Here is a 13,107-nt window from a genome sequence, read left to right on the forward strand (position 1 = left end):
CCAATGAAAGACAGAGTATTTAGTTTTCAGGGGCTGGATTTCAAAACAGAACTTAGACTGGCGCTGTTATTAATTATTCCTGGGTTGTGTACCATGCTGGGAATTTTATTTGGAGGCGATCTGCTGTTTCCCAACATTCATTTTCTAAAATCAGTGGCTTTTGCCAGTATTATGACTATTGGAGTATGCATGATTACACTCAAGCAATTAAGCAGACTCGTTAAAGAAAAGACCTGGACCATCATTATAAAAGATAATCATTTTCACATTACATTTAGAAATCTGAACTATCAGTTTCAGGCATCTGAAATTAAGATGATCAAAAATCTTGGTAATACAGGACTAAGATACCTGACGATTAAAACAGCCGATGATATCATCAAAATAAGAGTAGGAGACACAGGACTGGCTCCCTTTTCATCGCAAAAAGACATTGATGAGGTGGATACCTTTGTTCAATACATGAAACCTTATATCCATAAAAATTTCAATAAGAAAGAGCTCAGAAATATCATCAATACTACCATCATTCCTAACTTCGGAGTCTATGTTGTAAAAGGAGAAAAAATAAAATATTCAATCATCAATAAAATGCAGCCATGGCAGGTTGTTTTATTTATTTTAGGGATTGCAGGAGTGGTGATGACGCTTTTAATGACCGGTTTTTTTTATTATATTGATCATAAGTAATACTAAAGAAAAACGATTAGGATGAAAGTTTTATTATACATTGCATTTATGGTTTCGTATGGCTGGCTGCTTTTCAGACTACCTGTACTGTATCCAAAAAATAAAGCTTTACGTATTACGGGATTGGGAATCATTGCAGGGGTTTTGTTTTTTATAATAGCTCCCTTGGGATTTTTATTATACGCTAAGAATTTTGATCGTAGTATTCTGATCTACGAAAAACAACTTTTTAATATCTGTCTGGGAATTATTTCCCTGTTCTTCTACAGTTTCTTTGTTTTGCTATTTACAGAAGTGATCTTAGATAATATACTGATTAGATTTCATCAGACGCATAATGCGCAGAATCTGGATAAGAATCCTGTAAAATTTGTACTCAATAATGCAGACAAAATAAAAACAGGATTTAAACTGTTTTTTCTGCTGGGTGGATTTCTTGTGTATTATGGAATTTGCTTTGGAGCTTAGGATATAGATATGAGAAGAAGAGAATTCATATTAAAAAATGTTTTACCGTTTCATACAGGCTGGACGGTGTTGGTTATCATCCCTTCTATGGTTTTATATGGAATACTGTATTATTTTTTATTTAATTTCAGTGTTTCTTTAATGACAATTGTTACCCTGTTGTATTTGGGAACATGTTATTTGATTCTAAAAGCCATTTCCGTAAAAATGACCATCTGGTTTGATGATAATTATCTTTATCTGAAAAAAAACAATAATAGATATGTAAAATATGCTAAGGCAGATATCATAGGATTCTGTTCATATGACTATGAGACAAAGACAACGCAATTACGCAATTCAAAAATATATTTTAAGTTTTGTATGAAGAATACACAACATATTTATCTGCATGATATAGAATACAGAAGCCGTTATGATGAAGAGAAAGGAGCAGAATTAAAAAGACTGCTGAAAGAAGCTCAAAAAGAATTGCAGTTCACAAAAATTAAGACTAAAAATAAGTTTCAGAATATATATTGGTATTCCGATCATTAAATTTGAGCTTATTTACGAGTATGAATAGTAATGAATCCACCAGTAAAACTGAACTATAAATGATGAAGGTCGGATGATTTTTAAATAGCCATAAAGTGGGTTTTTTAATATAATATTTCTCTTTGAAGTGTAATAATTAATGTTTTATTGTGAATTTTTAATTATAGTTAAAATATTTATTAATAAGTATTTGCGGTTTATGTTAACTCCATTGTCGTAGAATTACGACATAAAATCGTAGAACTACTACAATTTTTCAGATTTCTGTTTAAAAGCTTTTTTTTCAACCTGAAGGCCTTTATCTTTGTCTTACAATTATTGAATAACAAAATATTACTAACGATTAAAATTTACAATCATGGCAGAAAGAAACTCAAGAGGAATCTTAAAATTCAACAACGGAGAAGGTCAGAAATTATTAAAAATGAACTACAGCGTATCAAGATCAACAGACGTATCAGGACGTGTAGCTTCAGACCCTTCTAATGCATTAATCAAAGTTACAGTAGAAGCTACTGAAAAATCAGACATCCTGGAAAGCTTATTGAACGGAAAATATAAGCCGACAGTAGGAGAAATTGTTTTCAACAAATCTCACGAAGAAGGAACACTAATCACTTTGAAATGGGAGAACGGATACGTTATCCAACACGAAGTAGACTTCGACGCAGTAGACAGCAACAGTATGTTGGTAAGCTTCGTAGTAAGTGCTGAAACTATCGACTACGGTACTTCTCAGTACGCAGGTCTTTGGCCTTCAGCAGGTAAATAAGCCCGCACAACAAAACTTAAAAAAACTAATGGAACAGTATGCTCATAGAGTGTACTGTTCTGTTTTTTTAGCCAATACACTATCGAAAACAAGCCAAAACCTGTTAAACTTAGTATCCAAAAAGGCAGTACTCAATTTTGCTCCACGAGTCAATAGTGAATTCCCTTTATCTACAAACAATTACTTATTGAGCAAATTAACCATTACTCTTTCCATCTGCCTGTCGTATCTCACATCCCGCATCTCGGCCCCCGAATCCCACCCCAAAACTAACAAATTATCCTCCTATTTTCTTATATTTGTTCATTATAGATAATATGGACGCAACACAAGATAAAAGGCTGTTTCTCATCGATGCTTACGCGATGATTTTCAGAGGATATTACGCATTGATAAGGAATCCGAGATTAACCAGTACTGGTTTGGATACCTCTGCCATCTTTGGCTTTACCAACTCATTGATCGAATTGATCAGAAGAGAAAAACCCACCCATTTGGCTGTTGTTTTTGATGTAGGAAGAGCAAGCGTAAGAACCGATGATTTCGCAGACTATAAAGCTAACAGAAGTGAAACTCCTGAAGCCATTAAAATTGCAGTCCCATACATTCACAGGATTCTGGAAGGAATGCATATTCCAATTCTTGGGGTTGAAGGGTATGAAGCGGATGATGTAATAGGTACTATTGCCTGCAAAGCCGAAAAAGAAGGGTATACCACATTCATGGTAACACCTGATAAAGACTTTGCACAGCTGGTTACAGATAAAATCAAAATTTATAAGCCGGGATTAAAAGGTGGTGATATCGAAATTCTGGGTGTAGAAGAAGTGAAAGCCAAATATGAGATCGAAGACCCTAAGCAGGTTATCGATTATCTGGCTATGATGGGAGATGCGGTGGATAATATCCCTGGATTGGAAGGGGTAGGAGAGAAAACCGCCATGAAATTCCTTAAAGAATTCGGAAGTATTGAAAACCTGTTGGCCAATACAGATCAACTAAAAGGAAAACTTAAAGAAAAAGTAGAAGCTTCTGCAGAGCGTGGAATTCTATCAAAAAAACTAGCCACTATTATTTGTGATGTCCCTGTTGAATTCCATCAGGAACAATATGATCTTGAAACTCCTGACTTTGAAAAAGTAAAAGAAGTCTTTGAAGAAATAGAGTTCCGAAGACTGTATGAAAACCTTTACAGAGCATTTGCTCCTGCAGCTACAGAAATAGCTGTAGTAAGCGAAGTAGAAGTAAAGCAGGCAGCTCCGGCAGGAACAGAAGTAAAAGGGCAGGCAATGCAACTTGACCTTTTTGCTAATTTCGAGGAGTTGGATCAGGCAACCTCTACAAAATCTTCCATTGAGCATAATGACCACTTTTATCAGTTTATAGACAATCCGAAAGCTCAAAAAAAACTGGTAGACAATCTGCTAAAGCAAAAAACGGTCTGTTTTGATACAGAAACTACTTCATTAAACGAGCTGGAAGCAGAACTGGTAGGAATGAGTTTCTCCTATAAAAAAGGATTGGCATATTATATCCCTTTATCCGAAAACAGAGAAGAAGTTTTGCAGACGCTTGAAATCTTCAGACCGTTTTTTGAAAAAGAAGATTTACTGAAAATAGCCCACAACCTAAAATTCGATTATAAAATATTAAAACAGTACGACATCACCGTTAAAGGAGCGATGTTTGATACGATGATTGCCCATTATCTGTTGAATCCTGACGGAAGACACGGAATGGATTATCTTTCTGAGGTATACCTGAATTATAAACCTGTTTCCATTGAAACCATTATCGGGAAGAAAGGAAAAAAACAGGGAACATTCAGAGATGCTGATCTGAGAACTCAGACCGATTATGCTGCCGAAGATGCAGATGTAACCTTCCAGTTGTATGAACTGTTTGCCCCACAACTGAAAAAGGAAAATCTGGAAGAACTTTTCTTCAATATTGAAATGCCTTTGATGGAAGTTTTGGCGAAAATGGAACTTGCCGGAATTTCTTTAGACGAAAAATGGCTGGCACAGGAAAGTATTGACCTTGAAAATGATCTGAGAGAGCTGGAAAAAACAATTTTTAAACTTTCAGAAGAAGAATTCAATATGAATTCACCTAAACAGTTAGGGGAAATTCTGTTTGAAAAAATGCAGCTTGATCCGAAAGCTAAAAAGACCAAAACAGGTCAGTACGCTACCTCGGAAGATGTACTTCAAAAACTCGCTTCAAAGCATGAGATCATCAAACATATTCTGGAATACAGAACCTATCAGAAATTAAAATCAACCTATGTAGATGCGTTGCCTTCACAGATTGATAAATTAGATAACAGAGTACACACCAATTTCTCTCAAACCACAGCAGCAACGGGCCGTCTCGCAAGTGTGAATCCGAATCTGCAGAATATTCCGATCAGAACATTGAGAGGGCAGCAGATTCGTGGAGCCTTTGTTTCAGGAGAAGGAAAGAAGATCATCTCTGCCGATTACTCACAAATTGAACTTCGCCTGATCGCTGAAATTTCAGGAGAAGACAATATGATTAAAGCATTCCAGGATGGAGAAGATATTCACGCTTCTACTGCGGCGAAACTCTTTAAAGTTCCTTTAGCTGAAGTTTCAAAAACTCAGAGAAGCCAGGCTAAAACCGTAAACTTTGGGATCATATACGGACAGGGAGCTTTTGCTTTAGCTGAGCAAACCGGATTATCCCGTACAGAAGCTAAGCAGATGATTGAAGCCTATTTTGAAACCTATCCGAAACTGAAAGAATATATGGCAGAACAGGTGAACAAAGCCCGTCAGATGGGATATGTTGAAACCATTCTGGGAAGAAAACGTCATTTAAAAGATATTAATTCCAATAATTTTGTAGTGAGAGGACACGCAGAAAGAAACGCGGTAAATGCTCCGGTACAAGGAAGTGCAGCCGATATTGTGAAAATTGCTATGATTAAAATAGACCGTGAACTGGAAGAACAGCAATTAAAAACAAAAATGCTGCTTCAGGTACATGACGAATTGGTATTCGAAGCTCCGGCAGAAGAAGTTGAGGCAGCTTCAAAATTAATTAAAACCGAAATGGAAAATGCCTTGAAAACACAGGTTCCGTTATTGGTAGAAATTGGAGTAGGGGATAACTGGCTGGAAGCCCATTAATTTTATATTATAATCACAAATTAAAACAAAGGTGAACTTAAGCAGTTCACCTTTGTTTATTTAGTTATAGGAAGTAATGATTTGACTTTCATCAAAATAAAAACAAGACGCATCATAATCATGCCAGCATGCTTGATAGTTTGGACCATCTCCATAATTTGAAGTATTTACATTGTCAGGCTTTCCCCTCATATATACAAGCATATCATAGCGCATTCCTATCCAAATCTTGTTTTCTGAAATACTAATGCAATCTTCTTTAGACCACTCAGGATGTTTTTTATGAATTTTTCCTGCTTTTGATTTTAAGAACTTTTCTTCTTCAATTTTTTCAAGATTATTTATACTATCAATTTTCAACTTATTTTTAATACTGTCTTCTTTAGAAATATGAGTTACAGTATTTTTTGTTAAACCAGAATTATCTTTTGTTCCAGAGCATTTATTGATAAGGAATGCTATAAAAGCAATTCCGAAGAAGAGTATTGCAATACCACATCCATTGTTTCGTTTTATCGGAATATTGGAAGTTGGGGGAAGTGTTTTATTTAAATTTTCTTTTATAGAATAACCACATTGAGGACAAAAAAGGGCAGTATTATTGATGCGGTTTTGGCATTGAGGACATTTAGTTAATGGCATAGTTATAATCTTTTGATGTACAAAAATATTCTGAACAATTCAAGATTATTTACGGGTTACCATATTTAAATCATTTTTATAGTAACAATTTTCCGTTCATCAGCCTTAAAGGCTTTCCGGATTGATGAAATTTCCAGCCAAGTTCAATGGCTTCAATTATTTTGGATTGGATAAGACCGGGAGTAATTTCCATAGGTTCTCGTCCATAAGATTCAGATCTGCAGAAACCTGCATTAATTAGTAGAATTTGTCCTTCGTTCTCGTGCTGAACAGGAATTTCATACTCAACATCATGCCTTTCATTGTGTGACACCTTCTTTCTTATCTTCCAATAAAAGATTTCATCACCTACAATGACCTTTCTGAGTCCCTTTTTTGCGATGGCCATGGTATATTAATTGGGGGGAGATTTTAAATAATAAACCCTGACGGTAAAGAAAAATACAGCTAGGGGTTATTACTTTTATAATATTTAAACGTCGAACTCAATCTCGCCAATATAATACAGTTTGTTTTCCTCTCCATCCACAGAAACAGGATTAGGAATCACAAATCTGCTGGCAAAAACGATGGTATTTACCGGAGTATCCAGACCTAGATCATTAAGTTTCTGTTCTAAAATAGGAAGCCATTGGTCCGCATAAGAATATTCCGAGAACTTTTCAACCAAGCCCAATCTTTCATCTTCAAAACCATATTCTATAAAGTCATCATCAAACCATTTAATGCTCTGAGATTCTGCAAATTTTGAAACATACTGATCGTCATTTTCTTCTTCCAGATAATAATTTTCATCCTCTTCTACAAAAGCATAAAATTCTTCTTCATTTTTAAAATACCCCAGCCAGAAGTGAGAAATTTCTTTGTCCATAATGTATTGTTTGTTGTATTATTTACTATAATTATTGAGAATGAGTTCTCCATATTATCAAACTTTCGAGTCCTCATTTGTTGTTGAAAAGCAGGTGTAAGATTTACTTTTCCATTTGAGAGTGTAATATTACAAAAGTTTTCTGTTACATCCCATTTTTTAAGCAGCAGCACACAAAGTCTGGGCATCAAAAATAGTTCCGTAAAATATTTTATTGTAAATTTATTCTATTGTTAAATTTTGAAAATGGAATTTTTACAGGACCACTATGTAGTTCAGAATGAATTGTTACTGATCTTTATATCTGTAATCCTCGGATTACTGATTGGAGCTGAGCGGGAGTATCGTAATAAATCAGCCGGGCTTCGTACTTTTATTCTCGTTTGTTTTGGAGCCTGCCTATTCACCATTCTTTCCATCAAAATAGGCGCTGCAAATCCTGATCGTCTTGCAGCGAATATCATCACCGGAATTGGCTTTTTGGGAGCAGGAGTGATATTTAAAGGGGAAAATAAGATTGAAGGAATCACAACAGCTACGACTATTTGGGCTACTGCTTCCATAGGAATGGCTGTAGGCTCCGGATACGTGTACTTTTCCCTTCTAGGAACTGCTTTAGTGCTTATTATTCTGAGCGCTTTAACCTATCTGCAAAACTTTATAGATAATTATAATAAGATAAGGGAATATAGAATAGGGGTGATGACTTCAGCAGATTTAAAGCATTGTGAAGATCTTTTTAAAAGACATCATTTAAAATATATGCTAATCAAACAACAATATACACAAGGAAATATTACAGCAACCTGGAGACTTACGGGAAAGAATACCCATCACGAAGAACTGATGAAAGAGCTGATTGATGATTCTAAAATTATAGCGTATCAGTTTTAGAATAAAGCAAAAAAATAAAGGCCGAAGCCTTTATTTTTATTTTTTCTTGAATACATACAGATCTTTGTTAGGTCCGTCGATTTCTTTTCCTTCCATATCCAGTTGGATCAACATATTTTCACCCACTTTATATTTATAATTTGCAGTTTTACCTTTTAAAGTGATAACACTTCCTGTAGCGTCCCACGCAAAAGATCCTTTATCTTCATTCTTTGATTTTCTTTCCAGATATTCTTCAGTAATGCTGAACGTTTTATCATTATTCAAAGTTAATGAAGTCTTGATTCCCGGGCAGTCAGCGCATGGAACCGTTGCTTCGTAAGTACCGTTCCAATCCAAAGCATTTTCAGAGGTATCACCTTGAGCACGGGTTGTAGGATGAACTGTACTGTCTGCAACAGTGGGGTGAACCGTCGCTGCAGAATCTGTCCCCGAAGTTTGGGTATCTACTGTTTCTTTTTTAGAACAAGAAGCAAGGAATAAAGCGGCTCCGATTCCAAGGATAAGTGTTTTGTTTTTCATCATAATAATCAATTTAAGTATATTTTTAAACTGGCAAACTTTAATCAAAAATTGAGCCAGGAGAATGGGTTGGAAAGATGTTAATAGTTAATTGTGAATAGCCAATTCGCTTTGCTTGTCAGTTTTATACTCATCAATAATTCACTCTTCATTTGTGAAGCAAAATTCAGTATTAACATTTTTACCCTCGTTTTATGGGGGGGATTCCTATTTTTCTTCGTAAATTCGGGCAAAATTTTGATTATGACAAAAAAGATACTTTTATCCGTATTTCTTTTGCCGGCTGCAATGGCATTTGCACAACAATATGGTGGAATGTGGATTCCTACAGAACTGAATGAAAAGGAAATGAAGGATTTGGGAATGAAAATCTCTGCAAAAGATATTTTCAATCCTCAAAAACCGAGCATAAAGGATGCTGTGGTGCAGTTTAACGGCGGATGTACTGCAGAGATCATCTCTCCGAAGGGATTGTTACTGACTAACCACCACTGTGGTTTTGGGCAGATTCAGGCACATTCTACGGTTCAGAATGACCTTCTTTCAAATGGTTTCTGGGCCAAAAACATGAACGGCGAGCTTCCTAACCCGGGAGTAAAAGTAGATTTTATCGTAGATATAAAAGATGTAAGTTTCCAGATTTTGGAAGGAACTGATCATCTTACAGAGCCTGAGCTTACTAAAAAGATCAATAACAATATTGAGGTGTATAAAAACTCTCAGAAAATTGAATCTTTTCAATCGATTATGATAAAGCCAATGTACTATGGAAACAAGTACTATGCTTATACCATCGAAACGTATAAAGATATTCGTCTTGTTGGGGCACCGCCTCAAAGTATCGGAAAATTCGGAAGCGATACAGACAACTGGGTTTGGCCAAGACATACCGGAGATTTCTCAATGTTCAGAATCTATGCAGATAAAGACAATAAACCTGCAGAATATTCAAAAGATAACGTTCCTTACACGCCGAAACATTATTTACCGGTTTCCATCAAGGATAAGAATGAGAATGATTTTACATTTGTATTCGGCTTCCCGGGAAGAACGACGGAATATCTTCCGGCAGTTGCTGTAGAAAAAATCATGACAGATATTGACCCTGCAAGAATTGCTGTACGTGATGTTGCTTTAAAAACATTGGACGAAAAAATGCGTGTAGATAACGAAACACGTATTAAATATGCTTCCAAATATGCATCTGTAGCCAATTACTGGAAAAAATGGATTGGTGAAGTAGAAGGATTAAAGAAATCCAATGCTGTTGAGAAAAAAGTAATGTATGAAGGTTCTCTGGTTGCTAAAAATCCTGAAGTTAAAACAACTTTAGACCAGTTGAACAAACTTTACAATGAACAGGCTCCTTATGCATTAAACAATGCCTATTACACAGAAGTGGTAAGAAATGCAGAAACATTGAAGCTTGCAGGAGATTACTATGACTTTGTAGCAGCCGTAGAAGCTGGAAGAATGGATGATAAGGAGCTTACGAAGCTGAAAACAAAACTTACTTCTTTCTATAAAGACTATAGCGCAGAACTTGACGCTAAAGTAACCGCAAAATTACTGGCTTTATATACTAACAAAACGGCTCCTCAGTTTTTACCGGCAGGATTCAACAAGTATAAGGATGAAAATACAAACATCCCTGTAGTAGAAGATATGTCTAAAAACTCTATCATTACAGGCAGAACTGCTGTAAACGGAGTAACACTGACTGCAGATATTGATAAAGCATTCTCTAATCAGGATAAGCTGATTAAAACATTGAAGAAAGATCCTGTCTATCAGCTTTATGTTTCTATGAAAGAGACTTATATGAAAGCGGCAGATCCGCAATATACTTCACTTCAGGCAAAAATTGATGCATTGCAGAAGAAGTTTATGGCTCAGCAAATGGAGACAGATAAAGACAGAAAATTCTTCCCAGATGCTAACTCTACGCTTCGTGTAACGTATGGTAAGATCAAAGGGTCAGCTCCAAGAGATGCTGTTTCTTACGGATACCAGACTCACCTTGCAGGCGTAATGGAGAAATATGTTCCTGGAGATTATGAATTTGATGTTCCTAAGAAACTGATTGAGCTTTACAACAAAAAAGACTTCGGAATCTATAAAGACAAAACCGGTGATGTTCCTGTAGGATTTACTGCTACTAACCACACCACAGGTGGAAATTCAGGAAGCCCAACCCTTGATGCAAATGGAAACCTGATAGGTCTTAACTTCGACAGACAGTGGGAGGGAACTATGAGTGACATTAACTTCGATCCACGTTTCAGCAGAAACATCATGGTAGATACAAAATATATCCTTTTCATCGTTGAGAAATTTGCAGATGCTAAATGGCTTATTGATGAAATGAAAGTGATAAAATAATTTAAAAAGTTATACCTTTAATGAATCTATTCGAATCTATTTTGAATAGATTCTTTTTATTTTTAGGATGAAGGATCAGCTCATTAATCTATTTACTGCTTTTGAAACAGATCAGTTCGGGAAAACTCTTCCGCTGGATTACTGTTTACCTGTTTATCATTGCGTTTCTGATGAAAATCTTCCACATATCAGAAATGTGATCCAATATAAGAACACCAAGCAGTTTGAAGCCGATATAGATTGTTTTTCAAAGCATTTCCAGTGGGTAAACTGGGATGAATTTAAAAATTTTACTTCCGGGAGCTTTAAGTCTCAAAAAAAAATTGCTTTACTTACCTTTGATGATGGTTTTAGAGAGTTTTATGATACTGTTGCTCCAATTCTGGAGCGTAAAGGAATTTATGCCTGCAATTTTATAAATCCGGCTTTCATTGATAATAAAGAGATCATGTTCAGATGCAAAGCGAGTCTGTTGATAGAAGCTCTGGAAAGACAAAAGTCTATACATCCTGAGGTTTACAAAATCCTTTCTCTCAGTAATCATACTACAGTAGAAACTTTGAAAGAGAAAATTTTAAAAATCACATACCAGGAAAAAGACATTCTGGATCTGCTTGCTGAAAGGCTGGAAATTGATTTTCAATCCTATTTGCAAGAACACAGACCTTATCTGAGTACTGAGGAGTTGAAAAATCTTACCCATAGAGGCTTTGGAATATCTTCTCACAGTTGGGATCATCCAAAATTCGGAGCTTTGTCTCTGGATCAGCAGATGGAATCTATCAATAAAACCTTTGCTTACCTAAAAGAAAATGATTTCCTGTTTGACAGTTTTGCATTTCCTTTCACTGATTTCGGGGTGAAAAATGAGTTCTTTGAAGAACTTTTTAAAAATAAAGAAATATACTGCAGCTTTGGAGCAGCCGGTGTAAAGCTGGATAGTGTTCAAAAGAATTTTCAGAGAATTCCAATGGAAATGGGTGAAGACGCAGAAAGAATACTGAAAAAAGAAATTGCTTATTTCAAATTGAAAATACTGGTCAATAAAAATATGATTATAAGAAAATGATGCAACTGAAGACATTCAATAAAAAACAACTGGAAGATTTTGTATCATCCGGGGAATTCAGACAGTATGATTTCCTTCCCATCACTGAACATCGCGCCCTGTCACATATTCAAAACCCAAAAGCAACAGATGAACAGACGCTTCTTATTCTGGCTTTTTTTGAAGGAAGATTAGCTGGGTATTTGGGATGTTTCCCTGATCATTTTGTACTCGATGAAAAAGTGATAAGATATGCATGGTTAAGTACTCTCTATGTAAGCGGAGAATTTCGGGGAAAAAAAATAGCAAAAAGGCTTCTGGAAAAAGCCATGGAAAACTATGAGGGGCATATTGCTATTACGGAGTTTACCATAGAAGCCGAAACCCTTTATAATATAATAGGAGCTTTTGAGTATATTTTTCCTAAAAGAGGGAAGCGCTTTTACTTTAATACAGACTTAGCAACCATTATCCCCGATAAAAAACCTAAGACAAAAGTACTTAAGCACTTTTTTTCTATTTTGGATTCTACGGCCAATTCTGTAATTTCGATGAAAAATATTTTGATCAAGAAGCCAGATTTTCATTTTGAAATTCTTGATCATATTGATGAAGAAAGTACTGATTTTATAGCCGGTTTTCAAAGCAGGAGAAATGCAAATGAAATGAACCTGTCTATAAAGTATCCATGGGTATTGAAAGGAGAAAGAAAAGATGAAAAATATCTGTTTTCAAGCTACGCAGAAACTTTTAAATATTTCTGGATAAAAGTATATGATCACCAAAATTCTCTAACAACTTGTTCTCTGTTACTTTTACGGGACGGATATCTTAAAATTCCGTATTTGTTTTCCCAATCAGATATGGAGTATTTTATTGACTTTTTGAGCTATTTTATTGTTAAAAATAAAATAAAGGCTCTCACCAGTTATCAACAGGATCTTAATAAAGAAATTGAACATTCAAAAACATTTCCAAAGATCTATGAACGTGATTTTGAAAGAAGATATCTATTTAATAAACAGTTGATCCAAAGTCTTCCTGAAGGATTTAATCCAGATTATCAGGATGGAGATGGAGATTGTATGATGACGTAAACATATCAATAATCATTCATCGTTTATAA

General features: G+C 35.3%; 13 protein-coding genes. 9 read left to right on the plus strand and 4 right to left on the minus strand.

Annotated features, from left to right (window positions below):
* The first annotated feature begins 3 nt into the window (after positions 1–3).
* The 5 genes from CHSO_RS06650 (at position 4) to polA (ending at position 5,622) form a co-directional block, all read left to right on the plus strand.
* The gene (locus CHSO_RS06650) at positions 4–690 is read left to right on the plus strand and encodes a hypothetical protein (RefSeq protein ID WP_045493918.1); all 687 of its coding nucleotides are present in this window, start codon (positions 4–6) and stop codon (positions 688–690) included.
* A 21-nt stretch (positions 691–711) separates the two neighbouring features.
* A complete protein-coding gene (locus CHSO_RS06655; protein ID WP_144428865.1) occupies positions 712–1,158 on the plus strand; it encodes a hypothetical protein in 447 nt (148 codons plus the stop codon).
* 9 nt (positions 1,159–1,167) lie between these two features.
* On the plus strand, positions 1,168–1,695 hold the full coding sequence (locus CHSO_RS06660) for a hypothetical protein (RefSeq protein ID WP_045493924.1): 528 nt from the start codon (positions 1,168–1,170) through the stop codon (positions 1,693–1,695).
* 358 nt (positions 1,696–2,053) lie between these two features.
* A complete protein-coding gene (gene tssD, locus CHSO_RS06665; RefSeq protein WP_045493927.1) occupies positions 2,054–2,467 on the plus strand; it encodes a type VI secretion system tube protein TssD in 414 nt (137 codons plus the stop codon).
* 317 nt (positions 2,468–2,784) lie between these two features.
* On the plus strand, positions 2,785–5,622 hold the full coding sequence (gene polA, locus CHSO_RS06670; protein ID WP_045493930.1) for a DNA polymerase I: 2,838 nt from the start codon (positions 2,785–2,787) through the stop codon (positions 5,620–5,622).
* Positions 5,623–5,682: 60 nt separating this feature from the next.
* Here polA and CHSO_RS06675 read toward each other — a convergent pair whose 3' ends face one another.
* The 3 genes from CHSO_RS06675 to CHSO_RS06685 form a co-directional block, all read right to left on the minus strand.
* Complete coding sequence (locus tag CHSO_RS06675; protein ID WP_045493933.1) at positions 5,683–6,264, minus strand: zinc-ribbon domain-containing protein; 582 nt, start codon at positions 6,262–6,264, stop codon at positions 5,683–5,685.
* Positions 6,265–6,340: 76 nt separating this feature from the next.
* Entirely contained in the window at positions 6,341–6,652 is a 312-nt protein-coding gene (locus CHSO_RS06680) for a hypothetical protein (protein ID WP_045493936.1), read from the minus strand.
* An 84-nt stretch (positions 6,653–6,736) separates the two neighbouring features.
* Positions 6,737–7,135 (minus strand): immunity 22 family protein, encoded by a 399-nt coding sequence (locus CHSO_RS06685; protein ID WP_045493939.1) that lies wholly within the window; start codon positions 7,133–7,135, stop codon positions 6,737–6,739.
* A 246-nt stretch (positions 7,136–7,381) separates the two neighbouring features.
* Between CHSO_RS06685 and CHSO_RS06690 the strand changes: the two genes are divergently transcribed.
* Positions 7,382–8,029 (plus strand): MgtC/SapB family protein, encoded by a 648-nt coding sequence (locus tag CHSO_RS06690; RefSeq protein WP_045493942.1) that lies wholly within the window; start codon positions 7,382–7,384, stop codon positions 8,027–8,029.
* A 36-nt stretch (positions 8,030–8,065) separates the two neighbouring features.
* Here the strand turns inward: CHSO_RS06690 and CHSO_RS06695 are convergent, their stop codons facing one another.
* Positions 8,066–8,554, minus strand: coding sequence for a copper resistance protein NlpE (locus CHSO_RS06695; RefSeq protein ID WP_232509159.1), 489 nt, complete (start codon positions 8,552–8,554; stop codon positions 8,066–8,068).
* A 240-nt stretch (positions 8,555–8,794) separates the two neighbouring features.
* On the opposite strand from CHSO_RS06695, the gene CHSO_RS06700 reads away from it, so the two are divergent.
* From CHSO_RS06700 to CHSO_RS06710, 3 genes are all read left to right on the plus strand, one after another.
* Positions 8,795–10,933 carry a S46 family peptidase gene (locus tag CHSO_RS06700; protein WP_084220940.1) on the plus strand — a complete coding sequence of 713 codons (2,139 nt, stop codon included), beginning with the start codon at positions 8,795–8,797 and terminating at the stop codon, positions 10,931–10,933.
* 67 nt (positions 10,934–11,000) lie between these two features.
* A complete protein-coding gene (locus tag CHSO_RS06705) occupies positions 11,001–12,002 on the plus strand; it encodes a polysaccharide deacetylase family protein (protein WP_045493945.1) in 1,002 nt (333 codons plus the stop codon).
* Positions 11,999–13,078 carry a GNAT family N-acetyltransferase gene (locus tag CHSO_RS06710; RefSeq protein ID WP_045493948.1) on the plus strand — a complete coding sequence of 360 codons (1,080 nt, stop codon included), beginning with the start codon at positions 11,999–12,001 and terminating at the stop codon, positions 13,076–13,078. The genes CHSO_RS06705 and CHSO_RS06710 overlap by 4 nt, the downstream gene beginning before the upstream one ends.
* Positions 13,079–13,107: the final 29 nt, after the last annotated feature.

The sequence above is a fragment of the Chryseobacterium sp. StRB126 genome (genome assembly GCF_000829375.1).
Lineage (GTDB): Bacteria > Bacteroidota > Bacteroidia > Flavobacteriales > Weeksellaceae > Chryseobacterium.